Annotated in this window: 19 protein-coding genes; 4 read left to right on the top strand and 15 right to left on the bottom strand. The window is 64.7% G+C overall.

Annotation, left to right across the window (positions count from 1 at the left end; translation table 11 throughout):
* Positions 1-361: 361 nt before the first annotated feature.
* The 3 genes from nhaA to ABD742_RS16000 form a co-directional block, all read right to left on the bottom strand.
* Positions 362-1,669: a Na+/H+ antiporter NhaA gene (nhaA, locus tag ABD742_RS16010; RefSeq protein WP_234750846.1), complete on the bottom strand. Its 1,308-nt coding sequence runs from the start codon at positions 1,667-1,669 to the stop codon at positions 362-364.
* Positions 1,670-1,852: 183 nt separating this feature from the next.
* Positions 1,853-2,074 (bottom strand): SCO4848 family membrane protein, encoded by a 222-nt coding sequence (locus tag ABD742_RS16005; RefSeq protein WP_234750845.1) that lies wholly within the window; start codon positions 2,072-2,074, stop codon positions 1,853-1,855.
* 1 nt (position 2,075) lies between these two features.
* Positions 2,076-2,573, bottom strand: a complete 498-nt coding sequence (locus tag ABD742_RS16000; RefSeq protein WP_234750844.1) for a DUF2505 domain-containing protein — start codon at positions 2,571-2,573, stop codon at positions 2,076-2,078.
* Positions 2,574-2,732: 159 nt separating this feature from the next.
* Between ABD742_RS16000 and mfd the strand changes: the two genes are divergently transcribed.
* Positions 2,733-6,461, top strand: coding sequence for a transcription-repair coupling factor (gene mfd, locus ABD742_RS15995; protein WP_234750843.1), 3,729 nt, complete (start codon positions 2,733-2,735; stop codon positions 6,459-6,461).
* Positions 6,462-6,464: 3 nt separating this feature from the next.
* The gene (locus ABD742_RS15990) at positions 6,465-7,271 is read left to right on the top strand and encodes a metal-dependent hydrolase (RefSeq protein WP_234750842.1); all 807 of its coding nucleotides are present in this window, start codon (positions 6,465-6,467) and stop codon (positions 7,269-7,271) included.
* A gap of 9 nt (positions 7,272-7,280) precedes the next feature.
* On the opposite strand, the gene ABD742_RS15985 is transcribed toward ABD742_RS15990, so the two are convergent.
* The 9 genes from ABD742_RS15985 to ABD742_RS15945 all read right to left on the bottom strand — a co-directional run bounded on the left by ABD742_RS15985 (position 7,281) and on the right by ABD742_RS15945 (position 15,319).
* Entirely contained in the window at positions 7,281-8,780 is a 1,500-nt protein-coding gene (locus tag ABD742_RS15985; RefSeq protein ID WP_234750841.1) for an OmpL47-type beta-barrel domain-containing protein, read from the bottom strand.
* Positions 8,777-9,286: a hypothetical protein gene (locus ABD742_RS15980; protein ID WP_234750840.1), complete on the bottom strand. Its 510-nt coding sequence runs from the start codon at positions 9,284-9,286 to the stop codon at positions 8,777-8,779. The genes ABD742_RS15985 and ABD742_RS15980 overlap by 4 nt, the downstream gene beginning before the upstream one ends.
* A gap of 16 nt (positions 9,287-9,302) precedes the next feature.
* The gene (locus tag ABD742_RS15975; protein ID WP_234750839.1) at positions 9,303-10,148 is read right to left on the bottom strand and encodes a COG1470 family protein; all 846 of its coding nucleotides are present in this window, start codon (positions 10,146-10,148) and stop codon (positions 9,303-9,305) included.
* Between the two features lie 94 nt (positions 10,149-10,242).
* Positions 10,243-10,698 (bottom strand): hypothetical protein, encoded by a 456-nt coding sequence (locus tag ABD742_RS15970; RefSeq protein ID WP_234750838.1) that lies wholly within the window; start codon positions 10,696-10,698, stop codon positions 10,243-10,245.
* 357 nt (positions 10,699-11,055) lie between these two features.
* Positions 11,056-11,280: a hypothetical protein gene (locus tag ABD742_RS15965; protein WP_234750837.1), complete on the bottom strand. Its 225-nt coding sequence runs from the start codon at positions 11,278-11,280 to the stop codon at positions 11,056-11,058.
* A 52-nt stretch (positions 11,281-11,332) separates the two neighbouring features.
* Positions 11,333-12,037, bottom strand: coding sequence for a deoxyribose-phosphate aldolase (gene deoC / locus ABD742_RS15960; RefSeq protein WP_234750836.1), 705 nt, complete (start codon positions 12,035-12,037; stop codon positions 11,333-11,335).
* A 186-nt stretch (positions 12,038-12,223) separates the two neighbouring features.
* Complete coding sequence (locus tag ABD742_RS15955) at positions 12,224-13,111, bottom strand: FAD-dependent oxidoreductase (protein WP_234750835.1); 888 nt, start codon at positions 13,109-13,111, stop codon at positions 12,224-12,226.
* Between the two features lie 175 nt (positions 13,112-13,286).
* Positions 13,287-14,234: an acetoacetate decarboxylase family protein gene (locus tag ABD742_RS15950; protein WP_234750834.1), complete on the bottom strand. Its 948-nt coding sequence runs from the start codon at positions 14,232-14,234 to the stop codon at positions 13,287-13,289.
* A 74-nt stretch (positions 14,235-14,308) separates the two neighbouring features.
* Positions 14,309-15,319 (bottom strand): LacI family DNA-binding transcriptional regulator, encoded by a 1,011-nt coding sequence (locus ABD742_RS15945; RefSeq protein WP_234750833.1) that lies wholly within the window; start codon positions 15,317-15,319, stop codon positions 14,309-14,311.
* Positions 15,320-15,451: 132 nt separating this feature from the next.
* On the opposite strand from ABD742_RS15945, the gene ABD742_RS15940 reads away from it, so the two are divergent.
* Together ABD742_RS15940 and ABD742_RS15935 are read left to right on the top strand one after the other, a co-directional pair.
* The gene (locus ABD742_RS15940) at positions 15,452-16,906 is read left to right on the top strand and encodes a sugar porter family MFS transporter (protein ID WP_234750832.1); all 1,455 of its coding nucleotides are present in this window, start codon (positions 15,452-15,454) and stop codon (positions 16,904-16,906) included.
* 296 nt (positions 16,907-17,202) lie between these two features.
* On the top strand, positions 17,203-20,367 hold the full coding sequence (locus tag ABD742_RS15935) for a GH92 family glycosyl hydrolase (protein WP_234750831.1): 3,165 nt from the start codon (positions 17,203-17,205) through the stop codon (positions 20,365-20,367).
* An 80-nt stretch (positions 20,368-20,447) separates the two neighbouring features.
* On the opposite strand, the gene ABD742_RS15930 is transcribed toward ABD742_RS15935, so the two are convergent.
* The 3 genes from ABD742_RS15930 to nirB are packed head-to-tail and all read right to left on the bottom strand — an operon-like array spanning position 20,448 to position 25,294.
* Positions 20,448-21,608 carry a uroporphyrinogen-III synthase gene (locus ABD742_RS15930; RefSeq protein WP_234750830.1) on the bottom strand — a complete coding sequence of 387 codons (1,161 nt, stop codon included), beginning with the start codon at positions 21,606-21,608 and terminating at the stop codon, positions 20,448-20,450.
* 10 nt (positions 21,609-21,618) lie between these two features.
* Complete coding sequence (gene cobA / locus ABD742_RS15925; protein ID WP_234750829.1) at positions 21,619-22,653, bottom strand: uroporphyrinogen-III C-methyltransferase; 1,035 nt, start codon at positions 22,651-22,653, stop codon at positions 21,619-21,621.
* Between the two features lie 13 nt (positions 22,654-22,666).
* Positions 22,667-25,294, bottom strand: a complete 2,628-nt coding sequence (nirB, locus tag ABD742_RS15920) for a nitrite reductase large subunit NirB (protein WP_234750828.1) — start codon at positions 25,292-25,294, stop codon at positions 22,667-22,669.
* Between the last annotated feature and the right edge of the window lie 260 nt (positions 25,295-25,554).

The raw sequence follows: 25,554 nt of genomic DNA, 5'->3' as shown, positions 1-25,554 counted from the left end.
TGCGGCATTCACGGCTGACTATTTATAGCTTGGAAAACCGTAAGGGGCAAAGAAAAGCTCGGACCCGCAAGAACCGGTCCGAGCTTTTTTGTACCGTTGGCCTAGTCACCGCATCATTTGGGTACCGCTGCGATGAGCACCGAAATCGTCATGAGACCGAGAATTGCCCAAACAAAGAACAATGACCAGTTCTTCTCTTGGGTTTTCCTGTGGGCCCCATGCCACACTCGTTCCATACTATTCGCGTCCATAGCAGCAAGGTATTCCTGCCGATACCGCCCAAACAGCGTGCCAACCACCCCAATTGAAAGCGGCATTACTCGAATTAAAATGCGGGCTACTCGTATGCGGCCCCGGCACTTCAGGCGCGGGTAAAAACGTCAGGCACGCCATCGCCGTCGTCGTCTCTTTGTTCCTCCCGCGCCACGCTGCGGTAGTGCCGGTTACGGGCTTTGAGCACGACGGCGGCAAGCACCGCTGCGGCGAGGGAACCGGCGAGGATGGCCACTTTCGCGTGGTCATCGTGCGGGGAACCGGTGCCGAAGCCCAGCTCGGCTATCAGGAGGGAGACGGTGAATCCGACGCCCGCCAGCATGGCCAGCCCGGCGACGTCGATCCATGCCAGGCCGTCATCCAGCCGCGCGCGGGTGGTCTTTGTGATGAGGAATGTGGTGGCGAAGACTCCCGCCGTCTTGCCCACCACGAGGGCCAGGACGATGCCAACCGCCACGGGATCGAGCAGGGCGGCTCCCAGTCCCTCGGCCCCGCCCAAAGCCACGCCGGCGGAGAAGAACGCGAAAACAGGCACCGCAAAGCCTGCGGAGAAGGGACGCAAGCGGTGTTCGAAGCTTTCGGCGAGCCCGGCCGCTGGCTCACCCTTTTTGCCTGAGGCCACGACTGGCACGGCGAATCCGAGCAGGACACCGGCGACGGTCGCGTGGATTCCCGAGGCATGGACGAAGGCCCAGGTGGCGGCGGCCAGGGGGAGTAGCAGGTACCAGCTGCGGACGCGCTTCTGGACCAGGAGCGTAAAGAGGGCCAGCGGCACGGCGGCGGCCAGCAGCATGAAGGGCTCAAGGCCGCTTGAGTAGAAGAACGCGATGATGCCGATGGCAATCAAGTCGTCCACAACCGCAAGCGTCAGCAGGAAGGTCCGCAACGCCGCAGGCAAATGCGTGTTGATGACCGCCAGGACGGCCAAAGCGAAGGCGATGTCAGTGGCGGTAGGGATGGCCCAACCCTTGAGTGTTTCCGCGCCCGAGCCGAGGTTGATGACCACGTAGATGAGCGCGGGGAGGACCACGCCGCCCAACGCTGCCGCCACCGGGACGATCGCTTTTGCGGGCTTCCGCAGTTCCCCGGCCACGAATTCACGCTTGAGCTCGAGCCCCGCGATGAAGAAGAAAACGGCCAGAAGCCCGTCCGAGGCCCAGTGGCCCAAGCTCAATTCCAGATGCCAGGGAGCGTAGCCGATCTTGACTTCGCGCAGTGCGAAGTAGCCATTGGCAAGGGGTGAGTTTGCCCAGACGAGCGCGGCCACCGTCGCGGCGAGCAAAAGTGCGCCACCAACGGTTTCAGTGCGGAGAATAGCCAGGATCCGTTGGTACTCGGGGAAGCTGGAGCGGCTGAAAACCTTCGAAGGGGCAGCGGGGTGCGGGCGGTTCGCCATGTGGCTCCTTGGGGAGTATGGGGTCGACAAAACTGTTGCCGACCAGACTTCCCGGCGCACCTGTGTTCCATTTTACCCGAAGGGGCACCCTCCCCGCCCAGGCCCCCAACTGGCTCGCATTTGTTGTCGTTATGAGGCGTCAAAACGACAACAACTGCGAGTCAGTTGGGCCCGGAAGGGGCATTAGGTGAGCAGCGCCGTGATCCCGATGACCGCCGTCGCGAGTCCGAGCACCATCGAGATGGTGACCAACACGACGTGGACCGTGAGGAACTTCGTGGCTTTGCCCTTGGCGTCGCGGGCGCGGGAGTCTGCCATGACGCGGCGCAGGAACTGCGGCCAAACGATCAGGGACCATGCTCCCGCGACGATCAGCACAATCGACAGCCCGGCTGCCAGCTTCACGCTAGTGGCTTTCGAGCCAGGCCTGGGCCTGCTGGGACTGGATGTTCAAGGCCTTGCCAACCATCGGTTCGGCCGCTTCGGCGATCTTGCCGCCGAGGAACGGAACCGACGACGTGACGGCACCTTCGAGCTCGACGCGGGTGTTGCCGCCGTCGGCCACCAGACTCTGCACCGCGGTGACGTCAAGCGGGGCGCCGGAGATCTTCAGGGAGATGTTGCTGGTCCGCGAGCCATCGGCCGTCGGGGCGTCCCACTTCTCGGTCTGGGTGACGGTGAGCTTCTCGCCGACGAACTTGCGGGCGATCTCCGGGAGGCGCGTGGTGGGCAGGGTGCGGACCGTGATGGTCGTGAATGCGCCGGAGGTGTCGCCGTCGATCTGGAATGATTCCAAAGTGCCGCCGACATACTCGCTCGTGTGGCGCAGGAAGTCTTCGTCGATGAAGGTTGCGGCTACGCGGTCGACGCCGTAGGGCAGGGTGGTGGATGCGTTCAGGGCCATGGGGGTCCTCCGTGAATATCTCGGTTGAAAGCTCTTGCGGCTCCCAAACATCCTACGGTGTGGTCGGGGTAGGCTAGGAACGCCCCGGGATTCGAGAGAATTTCGGGTTTTCGTGCTGCCTTCCCCTATCCGACTTCCCTCTCCCGAGGAGTGCCAACAATGAGCCCCAAAGGCCAACCGTCTGCGGTGAACTCCGGAATCAGCCCTGCCGGGACAGTCCCGTCCCTTGATGGATTGCGGCGTGCCCTGGGTGAGGACCGGACGTTCGCGCGGGTCAGGCCCGAGGCTTCGCGGGCCTTCAGCGAACGGAGCAGCGACTACCAGATCAGCGCGCCCACCGGTTTGAGGGCGGCTCTGCTGGCGGAGATGGCAGACGGCCTCGCCTCCCAAAATCTTGAAGACAGCGCTGTGGTGTTGGCCGTGACGGCAACGGGTCGCGAAGCCGAGGACCTCACCGAGGCCTTGGCTGCCTATCTTCCCGCGGACGCGGTGGCGGCCTTCCCCAGCTGGGAAACCCTGCCCCACGAACGGCTCTCCCCGCGCTCGGACACGGTGGGCCGCAGGCTCGCGGTCCTTCGCCGCCTGGCCCACCCGGAGAGCTCGACGGCGGGTCCCCTGCGGGTGGTCGTGGCACCGGTTCGCGCCGTGGTCCAGCCGGTCGTGGCGGGCCTGGGAGAACTGGTCCCGGTGACGTTGAAGGTGGGGCAGGAAATGCCCTTCAGCGACGTGGTACGCCGCCTTGCCGACGCCGCCTATTCGCGCGTGGACATGGTTACCCACCGTGGTGAATTCGCCGTCAGGGGCGGTATTTTGGACGTGTTCCCACCCACCGAGGACCACCCGATCAGGGTGGAATTCTTCGGCGACGAGGTGGACCAGATGCGCTGGTTTGCGGTGGCAGACCAGCGTTCACTCTCCGGCCCGGCCGTGCACCACCCCAGCGAATTGCACGCCCCGCCTTGCCGGGAAATCCTCATCACGCCGTCGGTCATGTCCCGGGCCGCCAAGCTCAAGGCCGACATGCCGGCCGCCGCGGACATGTTGGAAAAGATCGCGGGCGGCATCGCCGTCGAGGGTATGGAGTCCCTGGCTCCGGTCCTCGTGGACGCCATGGTGCCTTTCGTGGACCAGTTGCCGGCCGGTTCCATCGGTGTGGTGATCGAACCGGAGAAAGTCCGCACCCGCGCACATGACCTCGCCGCCACCAACGAGGAGTTCCTCGAGGCGGCCTGGTCCACGGCGTCCGACGGCGGGTCGGCGCCCCTCGATCTCGACTCAGTATTGGGCTCCCAAGCCGCTTCGGCTTTGCATACGGCCAGCTTCCAATCCTTGACGGACACCCGGAGCGCGGCGCTGGCCCACGGTGTCTCCTGGTGGTCCATCACCTCATTGGCCACGGACGAAGAACTGGTCCTCGACATCGACGTCCTGAACCTGCACGCCCGTGAGCCGCGCGGCTACCAGGGCGATGTCGCGGAGATGCTCGAATTCATCGGTTCCCACGTGCGGGACCAATGGCGCATCGTGGTGGCGACGGATGGCCCCGGGCCTGCCCAGCGTCTCGCCGAGTTATTCCATGATGCCGATATCCCGTGCTCCCGTGTCGAATCCCTGGCCCACGAACCGCAGGCCGGGATCATCGAGGTGACCACTGCCGCCGTCGGACGCGGGTTTGTCCTGGACGGCCTCAAGCTGGGGCTGCTCACGGAAGCCGACCTCCTGGGCCGCACATCGGCCGGGTCCACGAAGGACATGCGGCGCATGCCCTCCAAGCGGCGCAACGCCGTCGACCCCCTCCAGCTGCACGCCGGCGACTTCGTGGTCCACGAACAGCACGGGATCGGGAAGTTCGTGGAGCTGATCCAGCGCAAGGTGGCGGGCTCCTCTGCCGGTCCCTCCGGGGGAGACGCAGGTCTTCGCGAGTACCTCGTGCTCGAGTACGCCGCGTCCAAGCGCGGCGCTCCCGGCGACCGGCTTTTCGTGCCGACCGACCAACTCGACCAGGTGACCCGCTACGTCGGAGGCGACACGCCGTCGTTGAGCAAGATGGGCGGGGCGGACTGGGCGAGCACCAAGTCCAAGGCCCGCAAGGCCGTCAAGGAAATCGCGGGCGAGCTCATCAGGCTGTACTCCGCCCGGATGGCCTCCCGCGGGCATGCCTTCGCTCCGGACACGCCGTGGCAGCGGGAACTTGAGGAAGCCTTCCCGTATGTGGAGACGCCGGACCAGCTCACCACCATCAACGAGGTCAAGGCCGACATGGAACGCGAGATCCCCATGGACCGCCTGGTCTCCGGCGACGTCGGCTACGGGAAGACCGAGATCGCGGTCCGGGCTGCGTTCAAGGCGGTCCAGGACGGCAAACAGGTCGCCGTGCTGGTTCCCACCACGCTGCTCGCCCAGCAGCACTATGAGACGTTCACCGAGCGCTTCTCCGGGTTCCCGTTGCGCGTCAAGCCGCTGTCCCGGTTCCAAGGTGCGAAGGAAGCCAAGGAAACCATAGAGGGAGTCAAGAACGGCTCCGTGGATGTGGTCATTGGCACGCACCGCCTGCTGTCCAAGGACTTCGAGTTCAAGGACCTTGGCCTGGTGATCGTCGATGAGGAGCAGCGCTTCGGCGTGGAGCACAAGGAAGCGCTCAAGAAGATGCGCACCAACGTGGACGTCCTCGCCATGAGCGCCACCCCCATCCCGCGTACCTTGGAGATGTCCCTCACGGGTATCCGCGAAACGTCCACCCTGGCCACGCCGCCGGAGGAGCGGCACCCGGTGCTGACGTATGTCGGGCCGTTCACCAACAAGCAGACCTCCGCGGCGATCCGGCGTGAACTCATGCGCGAAGGCCAGGTGTTCTTCGTCCACAACCGTGTGTCCTCGATTGAGCGTATCGCCGCCCAGATCCGGGAGCTTGTCCCCGAGGCCCGCGTTGAAGTGGCGCATGGGCAGATGTCCGAGAGCCGCCTGGAAAAGATCATCGTGGACTTCTGGGAGAAGCGCTTTGACGTCCTGGTCTGCACCACCATCATTGAGACAGGCCTGGATATTTCCAATGCCAACACCCTGATTGTGGACGGCGCGGACAAGTACGGCCTCTCCCAGCTCCACCAGCTGCGTGGCCGCGTGGGCCGAGGCCGCGAACGCGCCTACGCCTACTTCCTGTACCCCTCCGAGAAGCCCCTGGGCGAAGTGGCGCTCGAACGGCTCAAGGCCGTCGCGGCCCACAATGAGCTCGGGGCGGGCATGCAGTTGGCCATGAAAGACCTCGAAATCCGCGGCGCCGGCAACCTGCTCGGCGGGGAACAGTCCGGGCACATTCAAGGGGTCGGCTTCGATCTTTACATCCGGCTGGTGGGCGAAGCCGTGGCCGAATACCGCGGCGAGGCCGAGGAGAAGGCCGCCGACATGAAGATCGAGCTGCCCGTCAACGCCCACTTGCCGCACGACTACGTGCCGGGCGAACGCCTGCGGCTGGAGGCCTACAGGAAGCTGGCCGGGGCCATCACCAACGAGGCCATCGACGAAGTGCTGGCTGAACTCGTGGACCGTTACGGCGAGCCGCCGCTGCCCGCGAAGAACCTGATCGCCGTCGCACGCTTCAGGGTGGGTGCCCGCGAAGCCGGACTGTCCGACGTCGCGCTCCAAGGCAACTTCATCCGTTTCTCGCCCGCCCAGCTGCCCGAATCGAAGGTCATGCGGCTCAACCGCATGTACCCCGGCTCGCAGATCAAACCGGCCCTCGACGCAGTGCTGCTCCCCAAGCCCAAGACGGCGAGGATCGGCGGCCGCGACCTGCAGGACGCCGAGATCCTGGAGTGGGCCAACACCGTGATCGAAGCTATCTTCTTCTCGGCTTCGCCGACGTCCAGCACTTCGCAGACCGCAGGCTAAGCGATGATGGGAGGACACCACGCCGCGTCCGGGGCCGCGGCGTGGATAGCTATCGCATCAACCGGCCCGTACGCCTTGGGCTGGTACCCGCTGGACGCCACCGGAATCCTCATCGGAGCGATGACGACGGCGGGAACTGCTTTGGTGTGCGATTGGGACCACCGCTCAAGCACCATCGCCCACTCGCTGCCGCCGCTGTCCAACGTGATCGCCGTCGGGATCGAGAAGGCCAGCGGAGGGCACCGGCAGGGAACCCATTCACTGTTGGGCGCCTCGGCTTTCGTGGTGCTCGCCGCCATGGCCGCCCAGTTCCAGCTGGATACTCCCGTGGGGCGGTTGTCCGTGGGCGCCGGGCTGTTGTGCATGTTCATGATCAACCTGGCTGCCAAAGCCCTCAAGCTGTTCCCGAATACCGGGTGGATCGCCAACTGGGTGTTCGCTCTTGCCATGGCCGGGCTGGTCACGTGGTTCGCCCCGCACCAGTGGAGCTGGCTGCCCTTGTCCATGCTCACCGGCGTCGGGATCCACATTGTGGGCGACATGATCACCACCGGGGGAGTGCCGCTGCTGTGGCCCATCGTCATCAAGCCGCCGAAGTTCTGGCGCAAGCTGCCCCTGGTCAGCGGGATCTGGCGGGCCAACGGCGCATTCTCCATCCCACTGCTTGGCAAGGCCGGTTCGCGGCGGGAATGGCTGGTCCTGATTCCCGTGAGCGGTTACGCCATGGTTGGCCTTGGCCTCGCGGCCTGGACACTGGTCCGAAACCAGTGGCCGGCACTCCTGGCCCTCATGTTGGGGCTGGGTGGTTGACGGTGGATTTTAGAACTTCGATTGGCCACCGGCCGTGATGGTTCCGACAGGGTTGCCTGCCTTATCCGCGGCGCCCGGTGCTGGAGTGTAAACCGGAGAAGCCGGGGAGAGGCCAGTTCCCGCGGTACCACCCGAGCCGTTGGAGGTGAAGGTGATGACCAGGTCTCCGGTGGACTGGGTCCAGGCCATGGTTGCTGTGAAGCTACGGGCCGAGGTACCAGTGTTGTAGGCGGCACCAAGGGAAACGCTGCCTAATGCGGGCGCCGTGCAGCTCGGGCTTGAGAAAGTCAGTACGTTGCCTGTGCTGATACTTGCGGTGCCTGAGGCCGTCTGGGTGGCGGATGTGGAATCCCAGCCATTGCACAAGGTGTGTGCGTCCATGTCCGTCGAAAAGACGATGGTGAGCGTGTCCCCGGAATCGGCTGTCTTTGCCGTGCCGCCGTTGGCCATCGTGACGGCGCTGACTGTCGGGGCCGTAGTGTCGATCTTGACCGTTTGGGTCTGGGATGTGACGTTCCCTGCGACATCCGTCGCGGAGTAGAACACCGTGTGAGTGCCGTCGCCGCCGCTGACATTCACCGCGGCTGTGGCCGCGTTGACGGTGACTGGGGTGAGGCTGTCCACGTGGTAGGTAATGGAAGCGATGCCCGAACCGCCGACGTCCGTCGCGCTGAGGTTTACTGTCACCGTGCTGGTCCTGTTGTAGCCCAGGGAGTTTGGCGTTGGCGAGATTGAGGCAACCCCCACCACCGGGGCAGTGGTATCGATCTTGACCGTTTGGGCCTGCGGGGAACTGGCGTTCCCGGCGACGTCCGTGGCGAAGTAGGAGACGGTGTGAGTGCCGTCGCCCGTGACGTTCACCGCGGCGGTGGCAGCATTGACGGTCACCGTACTACCGCCGTCGACCGCGTACTTGATGTTCGCGACGCCGGATCCGCCGGTGTTGTCTACGGCGCTGAGGTTCACGGTCATCGGGCTGGTGTGGTTGAAGCCTGCGCCGTTCGGCGTCGGGGATATCGAGGTGACGCTGATGGTGGGCGGAGTCGTGTCGATGGCTACGCCCGTGCTCCGGGCACTTTCCGCACCGGTCCACAAAGAGATGACCGGGGTGACTGTGTAGTACCAGGTCCCGCCGGGCAGGTTTTGTTCGACGCAGCTGAGGCCGGACACTATTCCCGCGCAGCCGCCTCCAGCGGCGATCTTGGTACCGCCAGTGGGAGCCGAGTAGCGGGCCACGGTGTAGCCCGCGACTGCGTGTCCGGTCGGTGTGGTGACGGCCGCCCAGTTGACCGTGACATTTGTGCCGTTCAGTGAGCCTGCCGGCGTGCCGCCTTGTGGCATGGTGTCTGCTTTGGCCGCGCCGAAATTGCTGCTGCTCAGCGATTGCCAGAAGGCGTTGGCCGCCGGGCCGCCCCAGGAGATGAAAAGCACGGCCAGGAGCGTCCATGTCACGCGACTGCGGAACGCCCGCTTGTGTCCGCGGCCTGCAGAGTGCTTGGGCTTGCTCATTTGCGGACCGCCATCGTGACTGGAAGGTGGAATACAGCGCCTTGGCAGCTGGATTGTGAAGCCGTCGACATCGACGCGGCTGCTGGCAGAGTGATCAGAATGGAGGAATTCGCCGGTACGGACACCGTTGGCGTCAAAGGAGCGGCCGGGGCGTTGAACGTCACGCCCGTGGTGGTGCACAGCGGGTGGGATGCATCCGCGGTCGCGGCTCCGTTCGCGGTGAAACCATACACCTGCACTGCGAAGGCATTTGGATTGCTCGCCCGCACGATGACTTCAGCGGTACCTCCCGGGACGAGGGTGGTTGCGGGACTGTCGCCGGCCACCAAGGCGTCCACGGTCACCGTCTGCATGGTGCCGTTGGCGGCCGAGCCGCTGCCGATCCCGATGGTGGACCAATAGGCGTAGGCCGATCCGACTCCCAGCACCAGGCTGAGCACGGTAGCCGTCGCGGCTGCTTTGGCTGCCGCCAAAGAGCCGGACTTCATCCACCTGTTCGCTTTCATGTCAGTTGCCCGCATTTCAGTTGCCCTGTCCCGTTCCGGAGTAGGAAAGCTGCAGGGTTGCGCCTTTGCAACCGTCCTGGTTGAGCGAGCTATTCAGCATTTTTATCTGCGGCCATTGATTTGCCGGAATTCCGCTCGTCGAGAGCGAGGAATTGCCTGGCGGGGCGGCGATCGGATAGCTGCCGCTGAATTGGGTGATGACGTAGTCCGAAGGATTGCAGGGCCGGTTGTTAGCCACGGCCTGGGCGGTCCGGGTGATTCCCGTGACCGATACAGTAAGGCCGGTGACGTTGAGGCTGGAATTACCCGGGTTCGCCAATTGAAGATTGATCGACACTCCGTAGCCTGGTGCCAGAAGTCCTGTGGGGCCGCCGGAGATGGTGAACGTTTGGTGTTGCCCGGCGGTCACCGTCAAGGAAGCGACGACGACGGCGGACTGTTGCGTCCCGCTGGTGCCCTTGAGGCTCAGGGAGTAGGTACCAAGAGGTGTGGCGGAAGTGGTGGACACGACGAGGTTCGAGGACGCGGATCCTGGCCCGGCGGCGACGACTGCGGGCGAAAACGATGCTGTGGCGCCTGCCGGCAGCCCCGAGATTGTCAGCGAAACGTTCCCAGCGAACCCGCCCGTCGGTTGGACGACTACGTTGTAGCTTGCCGACGTTCCTTGGGTGACGGATCTGCTGCTTGGGGCAAGCTGCAGCGTGATGCCTTTTGGCGTGCTTTGGTTGCCATTGCCGTTACTACTGGCGGCAAGCACGACGCCCGATGTGAGGGTCACCAAAAGGAGGCCTGCCAGAAGCACTTTGGCTCCCGCTCGGACGATGCGAAGCGGCGAGTGGAATAACTCCGGAATGCTCGGCACCTGGGCCTCCTCTGGATCTGTTCTCGTGGGTCTTTTCTGAAGCGATCGCACAGGGACAACTGGTGGGCCCGTACCGGACCCACCAGTTGGATGGCTAGAGACTTCCGACCGTGACCGTAACCGTGGCGCTCTTGCAGGAGTCTTGGCTGGCGGCGTCGTTGAGGAAGGTCAATGTGCCGCTGCCGACGGACGTGCCGGTTGAGTTGTGTGCCACTGGCGAAGTCGAGGTCGAAGCCGTGACCGTGAACCAGGAAGCGAGGCAATGCGTGGGATCGCTGGTGGATACCGTTGCTGTGAGGGCTCCCACCACTGTGTCAGTGTTGCTCGCATTGTCGGCCGTGTAGGCGACAGACGTCGAGTTGCCGGGGGCAAGTCCCGCGGCGAAGGTCGCGTGCAGGGTAACCGTTCCTCCGCCGGCCGAGTTGGCCGCGGTCCCCGAACCATTACCCGTGGTGGTCCAGTAGGCGTAGGCTGCTCCGCCGCTTGCTGCCACGAGGGCAACTGTTGCTGCTGCCGCGTAGGCTTTTCCTTTTTTGCTGAATTTGCGCATGAGTGAGACTCCTTTTTGAATTGGTGTTCCCCAGAACAGGCGACAGCGGCAATGAATTCGAAATTTCCAACCCTTGCTTCGATTGCCCATTCAATCGATGCCCAAATGCTTGCATGGGGTTTGTTTAACAAACAACGGGTGGTGTTACCCGTTTTTCGCAGTCCAATACGAGTGGTGCTACTTGGTTTCGACCACCACTTCTGACCTTCTTTGGTGGGACAACGACGGCGACACACCCCGTTTTGGGGCGTGTCGCCGTCGTCCGCGTTCAAAAGAGGTCAGAAGTGGTGGACCGCATTTAAACAACTGTGGCCCCGGACTAAAAAGTCCGGGGCCACGGCTTTTGCAGTTGGTTTCTTAGCTTTCGCCAGCCGAGTTGGAGCGGCCGAGAATGGTCTGCGGGATCCAGAAGGCGAGGCCAAAGAGGATCAGGCAGATGGCCATCGGCCACGTGTTCTCCAGCGTCAGGAAAGCAAGGGAGTAGATGGCGCCGAGGAACAGGACCATGCTGATCACAAAGAGCAGAATGCTCTGGCCCAAGGGGTTCTCTTTTTCGATGGGCTGGCTGGCGTTCTGGGACATGCTTTCCTCCTCGGCCCGGGGGGCTCAAAAACTATGGCGGCTGCCGGGAAACTCAGTACGCGGATGAACCTTGTTCACCTTTGACGATGGCAATTCCGGAGCTCGCACCGATACGTGTTGCACCAGCAGCAATCATAGCCTGTGCATCGGCCAGGGAACGTACTCCGCCGGAGGCCTTGACGCCGAGATCCGGGCCCACTGTCTTGCGCATGAGGGCGACGTCTTCCACCGTGGCGCCGCCACCGTTGAAACCGGTTGAAGTCTTGACGAAGTCCGCCCCGGCCTCCACCGATGCCTCGCAGGCCAGGACCTTCTGCTCGTCGTTAAGCAAGGCAGTCTCGATGATGACCTTCAGGATGGCTCCACCGGCGTGGACGGCCTCCGCTACGGTCGTGATGTCATCCACCAATGCGCCTTTGTCTCCGGCACGGGCCGCGGCGATGTTGATCACCATGTCGATTTCATCCGCACCATCCAACACGGCACCGCGTGCTTCGAAAGCCTTGACGTCGCTGGGAGTGGCGCCCAGCGGAAAGCCGACAACCGAGCAGGTGAGGACTCCGGAACCCTTGAGTGCCTTCGTCACGGTCTTGACCCAAATCGGATTGACGCACACTGACTTGAACTTGTACTCGGCAGCCTCGGCACAGACTTGGCGCACTTCGGCTTCGCTGGCCTCCGGCTTGAGAAGAGTGTGGTCGATGTATGAAGCGATACTTGCACTGTTGTCCAGTGCGCTGGAGGCTTCGTTGCTCATGGAGGTCCTTCCGTGGCGGGCCCGGTGTGCCGCAAGGGTCGCGGCTCGTCAAATGACCATCTTGCCACACTGCCCTGCTGCCGTGGCGGCTCCCTCAGAGGGGCCGGCGGGCCGGGTTTTGGGCCCCCGGAGACTCCCTCCCCAGCCCGCCGCAGGTCCCCAGCCCGCCTCAGACCCGCTAGCCCCTCAGGCCGCGGCGGCGGAGCGTGCGGAACGCGGGGACTGCGTGGGACTGGAAATGCGGAGCCTGGCGTCTTCCTCAAGTCGGGCGGCGCAGTGTGCCGCTGCGGCATTCGAGGAGAAGACGAGCCCGAGGCGCATGCCGTCGCGGGAGGCGGCGTCGCCGATCGCCCAGATGCCGGGCACCGAAGTGGCGAAGTCGCGCCCCACCCTGATGCCGCCGTCGGGAGCTGTTTGCAGGTCTGCACTTTCAGCGAGCCCGTTGCGGGGGAGCCGTTCCTCGGCGAGCACCACAAGATCGCCGTTCATGCTGCTCCCGTCCTCGAAGACGATCCCGGTAGCCGGCAGGACCGAACCGGCGACGGAAGGCATGACGGCAGCTGGACGCAACGTGGTACGGACGGGACGGACTCCGCGGGCGCGCAGGACAGCCTCCGCCTGGCCGGCTGCCGGACCGGTGCCAACCAAAATCCCCAGGGGACGACGGCCCAGCACCCGGGTGATGTCCTTGACCGCGGTGCCGATCTGCTCGGCGTCGTCGATCGTTGAGTAGCTGAGGCTGCGTGCTGCGCCTTGGACCGGCGGGTACATGGGGGAGGAGCCGGTGGCAATCACCAGCTGATCGTAGGGGAACTCGAGGCCTTCGGTGGTGGTGACCGTGCGGGCCTGGACATCGATGAAGCTCGCGGCCTGGCCGAAACGCACGGAGACCTGGGGGAGGGCGGCTAGCTCCAGGAGCGCATCGGGGCACTCGTCGCGGTTGCTCAGCACCGCGATGGTGCCGATGAACGCCGCCGTTCCGGGCTGTGTCAGCTGACGGACCAGGGCCTGGGCTGCGGGCCCGGCTCCTGCGATGACGAGGTGGATGGAGCCTGCGGACGGGGTGATGGACATGATGGGTCCCTTCGCTGAACTGAGCTGTGGTGGATGTGCCTGTCCCCAGCGTAGGCGCGGGGTTTTTCGGTGGTGTTTCCCTGTTGTTGCCATTTGGCAGCGGCCCGTTCCCTGATGGTTACCAGCCGGTAATGAGCTGGGTCACATGCGGCCGCCGGCGCTAAACCCGGCGCGGCTAGTGCGCCGTGCGGGAGCGGTCCGGAGGCGCCAACCACTCTTGACTCTGGCCAAGCCCGACTACGCTGTCCATCGTGCCTCCGCCGCGGAGGGTGGCCGCACCTGCTTCCGTGGAAGCCGTGAGGAACCACGTCTCGATGTGGTCGTCCAGGAGGCTACGAGCTTCGGGAAGCCACGCGGTGAACACTGGCTTGGGTGCCACGTGGAGGGTTTTCAAGGGCGCGACGCCGGGAGCGTCGCCCACGATGAGCCGCGCCTTGGCCTGCCTGCCGTAGGCGACGTTCGCCGTGCCCTCGACATAGGTGTCCGACTTCCAAAGCATTCCGCGGAAGGCGCAGTAGTTGGAGACCGTGAGCCTCACCGGGAGCCCGACGGGAGCGGGCTGTTCGATTTCGATGAAGCTGCCCAGCATTCCGTCTTGGTCGTACTGGGCCGAGACGGTGGCGTCCGTGACGACGAAGTCGAGGTTGGCCTGGTGCTTGGGCATGCCCTGGATTCCCTTGCCGCCCTTGACCGAGATTTCGGTGCTGACGGGCAGGTCCACCACGAACTGGCCAAGCTTGGACGACTTCTGGAAGATGAGCGGCAGGAACGGCGGGGCGGGCCGGCTGCCGTGGGTGATGGCAATGGCCAGGGAATATTCGATGTATTTGCCGATGTCCGTCGACGTGTGGTTGACCACCATGACCATCAGCAGGCCTTTGCCGCCGAGGCTGAAGGGTCGCATTTCCTTGCCTGGGAGCAGCCCGGCGGCGGCGCGTTTGTTGATGGGAAAGGCTGCCATCAGCATGGGGGAGTTGTTCGAAGTGAGCGGCATCACGTGATTGATGCCGTCCACTATTGCATACTGGCCGCCGAGTTTGATCTGGCGGCGTGGGACCGGGGAGGGGAGCAAGCCGTGGAGGGACCTGTGCATCGCCGCATGCAGCTGTGCGAAGTTTTTCATGGCCGTTCCTCCGGACCAAGAGCGAATGTACGGCCATGTTCCCACCGGGTCGGGAATCTGTCCATGATGTGGAGCTACCGCGCGGCGGGCGCCGTTGAGTTGCGGATTACCAGCGAGGGAGTGAGGCGTTCGTCCGCGATGGGAGCCTCGGGATTCTTGAGCCGGTCCATGGCCACGGCTCCGGCGACGCTTCCCAGTTCCATCGCGTGGAGGTCCACCGACGTCAGGTCGATGCCGTGGAGCCGGCCTGTCCGTGAATTGTCATAGCCCACCAGCGACAGATCCCCGGGGATGGCCAGGCCCCTGGCGTAGGCGGCTTCGCGTGCCGCCAAGGCGAACTGGTCATTGTGGGTGAAGATGGCCGTCGGGCGGTCCGGGCCGTCAAGCAGTTGAGCTGCGGCACGCATTCCGGCATCTTGCGTGAAGTCGTCGGCCGGTACGGTCCAAGGAACCAGGCCGGCGTCGCGCATTGTCTTCTCGTAGCTTCTTCGGCGGACCGTGTGGCCGTCATAATCGGGTCCGCCAAGGTGGGCGATCCGGGTGTGTCCGAGGCTGAGGAGGTGTTCGGTGGCGGCGCGGGCGCCGGCGTCGTCGTCCGAATAGACGCTGTCGACGCCGGGTACCGGCCGCGCGACGCTGACGATGGGGACTATTTGGGCCAGTTCCCACACTCGTTCGTCCGGGTCCAGCAGCGTTGCGGCGATGATGATCCCCACCCGTGCCTCGATCAGCGAGTCCACGGCTTCCGGATCCACTCCGTCGATCGACTGGGAGACGCTGAGGATGAGGCGGTTGCGGGCCTGGGGGAGTGCCATCCTTACGCCGCTGAGGATATCTGCATAGACCTCGTTGTGGATGTCCATCAAATAGAGCCCGACGGCGGAGCGATGCTTGCGTGCCAGATCGGCGGCGGCCGCGTTGGGCCGGTAGCCGAGACGTTTCGCCGCGTCGAAGATGGCCTGTTTGGTCTCGTCGCTGACACCGGGAGCACCTCGGAAGGCGAAGGACACGAGCGTCCGGGAAACGCCGACTTCGCGAGCCACATCGCTCTGTGTTGCGGGACGGAGTTGCCGGTCAGGACCCATGCCTCATCTTCCCACGGCGAAGAAGCCTCAATTAAGTCATTTGTTAGATTGACCTTACATTTGAGTCTTTCGCGCGTTAGTCTTGTGTTCAGAGCGGGTGTATGACCCGCACCACATGACAAAGGAGTCCTGATGTCTGCTACTCAAAGTCACGGTAGAGCCGGCAGCGCAGTCGCGCTTCCACCTTTGACCAACGGCCCGCACCGCAAGCGCCTTGGCCTGGTCGCACTGATCGCCACCTTCGGTGGCCTGCTGTTCGGTTATGACACGGGCGTCATCAATGGCGCCCTGAGGCCAATGACGGCCGAACTCGGCTTGACGCCGTTCAGCGAGGGCATCGTTGCCAGCTCGCTCGTCTTCGCCGCGGCGCTCGGCGCGCTCTCGGGCGGACGGATCTCCGACGGGTGGGGGCGTCGCAAGACGATCATCCTGCTGGCGGTGCTGTTCTTCATTGGCACCTTGGTGTGCGTGTTCACACCGAGCTTCGGGGTGCTCGTCGTCGGCCGCATCCTGCTCGGTCTCGCAGTGGGTGGCGCCTCGGCGGTGGTCCCGGTGTTCCTGGCAGAGATGGCCCCCTATGAGATCCGCGGCTCCCTCGCGGGCCGCAACGAGCTCATGATCGTCGTCGGCCAGCTGGCGGCCTTCGTCGTCAACGCCATCATCGGCATAGTGTGGGGCGATGTCCCCGGCGTGTGGCGCATCATGCTTGCGGTCTGCGCGTTGCCGGCGATCGCGCTGTTCTTCGGTATGCTCCGCGTGCCTGAGTCGCCGCGCTGGCTCGTGGAGAAGGGCCGGCACGATGAGGCCCTCGCGGTGCTGCGGTCCGTCCGCTCCGAGGACCGCGCGCTTGCGGAGCTCGGCGAGGTCGAGAACGTCGCCAAGGAGGAGCAGGAAAGCCAGCAGATCGGCTGGCGTGCGGTCTTCAGTAACAAGAACCTGTTCCGCATTCTGCTCGTTGGCATCGGCCTGGGCGTCGCCCAACAGCTGACCGGCATCAACTCGATCATGTACTACGGCCAGACGGTGCTTGTCGAGTCGGGCTTCAACGAGAGCGGCGCACTCATCGCGAACATCGCGCCCGGCGTGATCGCCGTGGTCGGTGGCGTCATCGCCTTGTCGCTGATGGACCGGATCGACCGTCGCAAGACCTTCGTCCTCGGCCTCACGCTGACCACCAGCTGCCACCTGCTCATCGGGTTCGCCTCAATGATGCTGCCCGTGGGCAACCCGATCCGCCCGTACGTGATCCTCTTCCTGGTGGTTGCCTTCGTCGGGTCCATGCAAACGTTCCTGAACGTCGCGGTGTGGGTCTACCTGTCGGAAGTCTTCCCGCTGCACATGCGCGGCTTCGGCACCGGCGTCTCGATCTTCTTCCTCTGGGTCGTGAACGGTTTCCTTTCGCTGTTCTTCCCGTCGCTGGTCGCGGGGGTCGGGATCACCGGCACATTTTTCCTCTTCGCCGTCGTCGGGGCGCTGGCCCTGGTCTTCGTCGTCAAGCAGGTCCCCGAAACCCGTGGCCGCACCCTGGAAGCACTCGAGGAAGACGTCACCACCGGTGCCATCTACTTGGTCCACAAGAACGGGTGAGACGGGTCTGTCGCTGCGATTCGCGCCGCCACCTCCTACTTCACCCCTCAGCGTCGTGACCGCAAGAGGCGACGCCGTGGCCGCCGAGCAGGCTGTGAAGAACCTGTTCGGCGGCCACGACTGCCGTCAGCGCTTAATGATCGCGCCAACAACGCCTGTCTGCGGGTGCGGAGCGGATTCGCGGGCCATCAGACGGCCGGCGCGCCGAACATGATTGACGCTGCGTGGATACTGGGATACCGTCTCTTGGAAACGTTTCCATGCGCTTTCTGGCTATGTCAAGGAGGACACAGCAAATGAAGATCCGTATCCTGGCGAGACGGGCCAGACGCATGAAGTCGCACGCAGCGGCATCCCTTGCGATCGCCCTCGCCGCGGGACTGATCGGCCCGGCCCTTGTGGCGCAGCCGGCCTCCGCGGCTGGACCCATAGCCAACCCCGCGGCATCCGTCAACACCTTCATTGGCACCAAGGACGAAGGGAACACCTTCCCCGGTGCGTCGGCGCCGTTCGGCATGGCCCAGGTGAGTCCGACTGGCAAACATTTCGCGGGCTGGCAATACGACGACACGACGGTTCGGGGTTTCGGTCATTCGTACCTCTCGGGCGCCGGATGCTGGGAACAAGGCGGTCTGCTTTCCGTGCTCCCCACGACCGGTGAGGTCGGCCCCGGCAAGTCGTTCGACACCTCCAACGGGCGCACCTTCGATCACACCCGATATGCCGCGACCCTCACCCACGACGGCGAGATCGGTACCGCCGGCTACTACAGGACCAGGCTCACCTCCTCCGGTGGAATCGACGTCGAAGCCACCGCGTCCACCCGCGTCGGGGTGCAGCGATACACCTTCCCCGCGACCGGCAACGCCAATGTGTTCCTCAACACCGGTCAGGCCAATCAAACTCTCAAGGTGAAGAACTCCTCGATCACGATCGTCGGTGACCGCACCGTCGTGAGCGAGATCCGCGTGCAGGGATTCTGCTCGGGGAAGGACTTCGAGTACACCACCTGGTTCGCTACGAGGTTCGACCGGCCCTTCGCGTCCGCGGGAACCTGGAATGAGACCGGCGGCATGCCAGGGTCGACCGCTCAGCCATCCGGCCCCGGGCAGAAGGGCGCCTGGGTGAGTTTCGACACCAGCGAGAACCGCACGGTTCAGCTCTCGACCGGACTCTCCTTCACGGGCATGGCCGGTGCGATCGCCAACCTCGTGGAGGAGGGACTCGATGACAACGGGGCTATCATCCCTTTCGACGCCGTTAAGGATGCGACGGTCGCGGAGTGGAACACCGAACTTCGGAAAGCCACCACCTACGGAGGCGCCGCCAACGACAATGTCACCTTCTACACAGCGCTGTACCACGCTTTCCTCCAGCCCATCACCTCGACAGACGTCGATGGCCGTTACCGCGGCTTCGACGACAAGAACCACGTGGCGGACGGCTGGACCTACTACCAGTGGTTCTCGCTGTGGGACACCTACCGCTCACAGAACCAACTGCTCGCCATGCTGCAGCCGGAACGCGCGCAGGATATGGCCAGAAGCGTTCTGACGATTCAGCAGCAGGGTGGCTGGCTGCCGCGCTGGGCTTACGCGAACTACGAGGCCAATGTCATGACGGGCGATCCGGCTTCCCCTTTCCTCGCCGACCTCTGGCGGTTCGGGGCGGTGCAGGGCGGGGTGACGCTCGGCGCTGAGGACACCCTGTCCGGCACGGCGGTCGAACTCGATGAGAAGCTTCTGCTCGCGGCGCTGCTGGAGAACATCGACACTGCGCCTCCCGCCGGGAGCCAGTTCGCCGGGCGCTCCGCTATCGCCGACTACATCGCGAAGGGGTACGTGCCCACCAACCGCTGGGCCCCGAAGAAGGGCATGGACACCGACGAACACCACGGCGGTTCGGCGACCATGGAGTACGCGGTAGGCGATTGCGCCGTCTCGCTCGTCGCGGAGGGATTAGGCGACAACGCCACGGCTGTGCGTCTTGCCTCTCGTGCGAGCAACTGGAAAAACGTGTGGAACCGGGCCGCGACCGAGACTGGATACACAGGCTTCCCGCGCGAGAGAAACGCCGACGGTAGCTGGGGCGGCAACACCGGGGGATTCCAGGAAGGAACGGCGTGGCAATACCAGTGGCTTGCCTGGCAGGACGCGGACGGACTCGCGGAGGCCATCGGCGGAGTCGGTCAGGCCATCAGCCGCCTCGACAAATTCTTCGACATTGGACGCGTCTTCACCGATCCGGCCGGTGCCGCGAGGGGATCCTGGGTCACCGGAGCGCTTGACTACAACCGGATCGAGTACAACCCGAACAACGAACCGAACCTGCACGCTGCGTGGATGTATAACTTCTACGGGGAACCCGCGAAGGCGTCAGCGGTGAACCGGGCGGCCCAAACGCTTTTCACCAACAAGCCGAACGGTGTCACCGGAAACGACGATCTCGGAACCATGTCGGCCTGGTACGCATTCTCTGCGCTCGGCATGTATCCTTCGGTTCCCGGTTCCGGTGATCTGCTGTTGCACGCTCCACGCTTTCCGCGGCTGGACCTCGACTTCGGTGACACGACTCTGACCATCAAGGCAGACGGCGCCGATGGATCGAAACTGCAATACATCGACGGAGTCTCGTTCAACGGCACTCCACAAAGCGCGAGCTACACCAACTGGGATCGGTTGAAGAAGGGCGGAACGCTCGAGGTGACGCTCACCGCCGACGCATCCACAACCTGGGGAGAGGCTAGCGCCGACCGCCCGAAGGCTCCATGCTCGTCGGTCGTCGACGAGGTTGCGCCAACGGTGCGGTTGAACACGGCGCCGGTGACTCCGGCATCCGGCTGGCATACCGCCGGGGTCACCGTTTCGGCCACCGCGGATGACAACGACTCCCGGACGCCGAGCATCGAGACTCGTCTCGACGGCGGCGAGTGGCAGCCGTACACCGCGGAGATCCTCTTCGCGGCGGATGGCGTTCACATTCTCGAGGCGCGCGCGATCGACAAGGCCGGCAACATCTCGGAGATCGCACGCGCGCGTGTGGCAATCGACATGACCGCTCCCGTGACCACCGTTCAATTGCCCGTCGCCGATGCGAAGGTTACGACGGTCAAGCTTGTGTTCGATGCGGAGGACGCCCTCTCCGGCGTTGCATTCACCGAGTATCGAATCGGCGAGGAGGAGTGGAGTGCGGCGCCCGCGGACGGGGTGAAGTTCGACAAGGCCGGAAGCCATTCGGTCTCGTACCGCACGACAGACCGCGCAGGCAACGTGGAAGTGGCGCGAACACTGACTGTGACCGTCCGAGACGGCAGTACCGACCCCGTGGTCACGACGACATTGACTAGGGACGGCGGGCTCGCCACGACAGGATTCAGCATGGCCGGGCTGGGGCTGCTCGCCACGCTGCTCGTGTTCACCGGAGCCGTGATCGCGATCGCTATCCGGCGCCGTCGAGCCTGATCCACATCCTGTCGGGCCCGCGATGCGACATCGCGGCCCGACGGCCGGGGGTCGGGTTTGGCACGTGCCACTCGAGGGACCTAGACGCGGAGCCGGTAACCCCGTTTGACCACGGTTTCCACGAGCCTTCCGTCCGGGAGCGAGGACCGCAAACGGCTCACCGTCATGTCCAGGGCATGGACCGAGCCACGCAGTTCCAGAAGATCGGAAAGCGCCTCTCGGGACAGCACTGCGCCCCCGGCTCCCAAAAGCGCTCGCAGCAGGAGCAGCGGAGCCGGGGCCAGCTCCACCACGGAACCATTGATCTTCAAACAGCGGCCGCGCAGCTCGATGTTCCCTGAGGGAGTGTCGAGCCGGCGCACATGGTTCAGGGCCAGATGTTCGGTGACGAGCCGGATGAGCGCACCCATGCGGTAGCGGTCCGGGATGAGGGGGGCGAGCCCGGCATCGATCAGCGGCTGTGCTGTGACGGGCCCGACGGCGGCCACGGTCACCTGGGTCTTGAGGGCCTCGATCAGCTGGCGGTACATGCCCATTTCGTGGGCAGTGCTCCACATGGCGTCTACCGCGGGCGCGCTCGTAAAGGTGAGCACATCCAAGTCTCCACTGCAGGCGGCTTCGATCAGGCGCGGCAGCTTGTCTTCGCCGTCGGGCTTTACCCAGCGGTAGGGGGTGACGGTGAGGACCGTCGCGCCGGACATCCGGAGGCGTTCCAACTGGCGCACATCGGTGTAGCCGTGCAATTGCACTGCGACGGTCTTCCCTCGGACGCCTTCCTGAAGGAGCATGTCCACCAGCGTGGCGGTGGTTTCGTCACTGCTGATCCCGACGTCGGCAAGGCCTGCCGCACGGACCGCACCTCGGGCTTTTGGTCCCCGCACGAACATGCGGCAGGCAGCCAGGACGTCGAGAAGTTGCTCGCCGATGCCGAAAGAGTCCGCGGCCTCGCACCAGCGCCGCATGCCGTAGGCAGTGGTGGCGATGCAGATATCGGGTTTGGCCGCGATGATCGTCTTCGTGTCCTGGATGAGCGTGATGTCTTCCTGGACCGGCGCGATCTTCAAGGCCGGAGCGTGCAACACGGAAGCGCCGCGCCGTTCGAGCGCCTCGATCAAGTCCCGTGAACGCCTGTGTGAAGTCACCCCGATGCGGAAACCGTCCAGCGGCGCATCGTCGGTTGGTACGGGGGTGGCCAACGGCGAGCCTGCATCGATGGAATCAAGGGCATTCAACGTAGTCATGTGCGTTCTTTCAGGCTTCAAGGAGGGAAGCTGCGAGCAGGTTGAGGTCTGCGGTGGCTTCGGTGTGATTGCGGTTGGCTTCGGCCACCCGGACCACTTCGCCAATGACCAGGACGGCCGGGTTGGTGCAGCCTGCGGCCGCGGTTTCAATGGTGCCGAGTTCGGCGATGGTAGTACGTTGTCCGGGGCGGTAACCGCGTTCGACAACGGCCATGGGCATTGCGGGGTCCATCCCGGCCCGGCGGAGCCCGGCGGCGAGTTGGGGGAGGGTTCCGATGCCCATGAGGACCACGATGGTCCCGCCGAGCCCGGCCAGGTGCGTGTGCTCCTTTTCGGTCAGCGGTGCGTGGCCCGAGACAACCGTGAACATGTGGCTGACCTCGCGGTGCGTGACGGGAATACCCGCGGCCGCCGGGACCGAGATGGCGCTCGTGACGCCCGAGATGACGCGTACGGGGATGCCCGCCTGCACGCACGCGCTGACTTCTTCGCCGCCGCGGCCGAACACATAGGGGTCACCGCCTTTGAGCCGGACCACGTTCTTGCCGGCCATGGCGGCGTCGACCATGAGTTTTTCGATGTCGCATTGGGCTACTTTGTGGTGCCCGGGGCGCTTGCCGACGTCCACCATTTCCGCGGACGTCAATTGCGCCAGTTCAGCGTAGGGGGCGAGCCGGTCGTAAAAGACGACGTCGGCGTCCCGCAGCGCGTTGACCGCGCCCATGGTCAGCAGATCGAGGGCGCCGGGACCGCCGCCGACCAGGCTGACGTGGCCTGATTCGCCTGCGGGCGGTTCGCTGGCGACGGGGATCCCCGCTTTCCGGCAGCGTTCGAGCAGGGGTTCCCAGCCGGGCTGCCCATCGTCGACGGCCGCGACCAGGAAGGGGCGTTCGGGCAGCGGGCCGTCGGCGTCGGCTCCGTCGGGGGCGCTGAGCCGATGGACGACGGCGCCGGCGGCTTCGTAGCGCCGGACGGCCTGCCGCGCGGCGTGGGCCGAGCCTGTGACCAGAACGTCGCGGCCTGTGAGGTCGATGGTGAGCTGCATGGCTTCTTGCTCCTTAGACCTGGCCGCGAACGGGAATCGTGCTGGCGATGAGGACGCCGCCTTTTTCCTCGTTGGTGGCGGGGCGGATCTGGCCGCGTTCGGGGACGAAGGTGATGGCTTCGTCTTTCTGGTCGGGGGCGTTGACGAAGGAGCGGAAGCGGCGGAGCCTTTCCGGGTCTTTGAGGGTCTCGGCCCATTCGTCCTGGTAGGTGTCGATGTGGCGGGCCATGGCGGTTTCGAGGTCGTCGGCGATGCCGAGGGAGTCGTGGATGATGACGTCCTCGATGTGTTTGAGGCCGCCGTCGAGTTCTTCCTGCCAGCGGGCGGTGCGCTGGAGCCGGTCCGCGGTGCGGATGTAGTACATGAGGTAGCGGTCGATGTATTTGATCAGGGTGTCGTCGTCCAGGTCCTGGGCGAGGAGTTGCGCGTGGGCGGGCAGGAATCCGCCGTTGCCGCCGACGTAGAGGTTCCAGCCTTTGTCGGTGGCGATGACGCCGACGTCCTTGCCGCGGGCTTCGGCGCATTCGCGGGCGCAGCCGGAGACGCCCATTTTGAGTTTGTGCGGGCTGCGCAGGCCGCGGTAGCGCATTTCCAGGTTGATGGCCATGGCGACGGAGTCCTGGACGCCGAAGCGGCACCAGGTCGAGCCCACGCAAGATTTCACGGTGCGCAGGCTCTTGCCGTAGGCCTGGCCGGATTCGAAACCGGCCTCGACGAGTTCTTTCCAGATCTCGGGGAGTTGTTCGAGGCGGGCCCCGAACATGTCGATCCGCTGCCCGCCGGTGATCTTCGTGTACAGGCCGTACTTCTCGGCAACGCGGGCGATCACGCCCAGGCCTTTCGGCGTGATTTCGCCGCCGGCGATGCGCGGGACCACGGAGTAGGTGCCGTCCTTTTGCATGTTGGCCAGTGCGCGGTCGTTGGTGTCCTGCAGGGTGCCGCGCCCGGCGCCCAGGACGTATTCGCTGTTCTGGCTGGCCAGGATGGAGGCGATGGTGGGTTTGCAGATGTCGCAGCCGGCGCCGGTGCCGTATTTGGCCAGGATGTCTTCGAAGGAGTCCAGTTCCAGGACGCGGATGGCGTCGAAGAGTTCCTGGCGGGAGAGGCTGAAGTGCTCGCACAATGCCTTGGAGACTTCGATGCCGGACTTCGTCAGTTCCCCTTCGAGGAGTTTCTTGAGCATCGGGACGCAGGAGCCGCACTGGGTGCCGGCCCGGGAGCAGGTCTTCAGTTCGCCCAGTTCCCGGACGGGGGCGTTGCCCTCGCAGGAGCCGCAGCCGTTGACGGCGTCGCGGATGTTCCCGGCGGTGACGTTGTTGCAGGAGCACAGGATCGCGTCATCGGGCAGTTCGGTGTCCGGGGCGTCCCCGCCCCCGGCGGCGGTCAAATAGGCGCCGGGTTCGGCGGGAAGTTCCCGGCCGAGCAGGGGGCGCAGGCTCATATAGGGGGTGGCGTCGCCGACGAAGATGCCGCCGAGCAGGGTCTTGGCGTCGTCGGTGGTGACGATCTTCTGGTAGACGCCCCGGGCCGGGTCGGCGTAGACGATCTCCAGGGAATGCTCGGTTGTGGCGAACGCGTCGCCGAAGCTGGCCACGTCCACGCCGGAGAGCTTGAGCTTGGTGGCGGTGTCGAAGCCGGGGAAGGTCGCTTGCCCGCCGTGCAGGCGGTCGGCCACGATCTCGGCCATCGTGTTTGCCGGCGCCACGAGCCCCAGGCACATGCCCTCGAAGTTCGCCACCTCACCGATGGCCCAAATGCCGGGGACCGGGGTGGCGCAGTGGTCGTTGATGACCACGCCGCCCTTCTTGCCGAGTTCGAACAGCTGTTCTTTGCCATCAGTGGGGTCTTGGGCGGCGCGGAACAGTTCATCGCGGGGGCGGATGCCGATGGACGCGATGACCATATCGGCCGGGATGATGCGGCCGTCCATCATGAGGACGCCGGTGACCTGGCCGTCGTCGTCGGACAATACTTCGGCGGGGTAGGTTCCCGTAAGAACTTCGAGTCCCTTGGCAGTGACCAGTCGGCCCAATGCCTGGCCGGCGCCCTCATCCAGCTGGGCGTTCATGAGCCAGCGCGAACCGTTGATGACGGTGGCCTGCGCGCCCAACTCCATGGTGCCTGCCGCTGCTTCCAAACCGAGGAGGCCGCCGCCGATGGTCACGGTCTTGACGGTCCTGCCGAGCTTCTCCGTGAGTTCGGTAACGGCCTTGTTGATGGCCCAGACGTCGTCGAGGGTGCGGTAGACATGGGCGAGCTCGCCGCCGGGGAAGGGGAGCTCTGCCGCGTCCGAGCCGGTGGCCACCACCAGGTGGTCGTAGTCGTAAGTGTTGCCGGCCGCGGTCTCCACGGACTTGGCTTCGGGGTTGATCTTGACCACCCGCTCGCCCGTGCGCAGGGAGATGGATTCGTGCTCCCACATGGACATGTCGCCCAGGGTGAGGTCATAGTCCATATCGGTCAGGGCCTTGCTCAGCGTGACCCTGTCATACGGAACGTGCTCTTCCTCGCTCAGGACCGTGACGTGCCAGCCCTCGAGACCGCGGGTATGCATGGCATCGGCAAAACGGTGGGCCGCAGGGCCTCCGCCGGCGACAACAATACGGCGCTGGTTTTCTGGGGTGGAAGTGGGTCCGGTCACTGGTGGCCTTTCGCATACGCCGCAGAACGTGCTCCGCAACTTGTCACTTCAGACTACGGACGCGCAGTTTCTCTTCAGTTTCCCTTTTGTTTCGTGGTCTTAACTTCTGGGTCACGATTGGATGTCGGGACGTGTGAGGTCTCTTTTACGTACCGGACACATTGGCTGCGTTCCGGTGAAACACTCCCCGCCTACCTTGAAGGTATGGTCGCCTGGCGGCCAACGTCTGAAAGGAACGGACAGCATTTGTCCGGGCGCAG

Origin of the sequence: Arthrobacter ramosus (genome assembly GCF_039535095.1) — a bacterium.
GTDB lineage: Bacteria > Actinomycetota > Actinomycetes > Actinomycetales > Micrococcaceae > Arthrobacter > Arthrobacter ramosus.
Note: the sequence above shows the minus strand (reverse complement) of the source record. Positions and strands in the feature narration are given on the sequence as shown.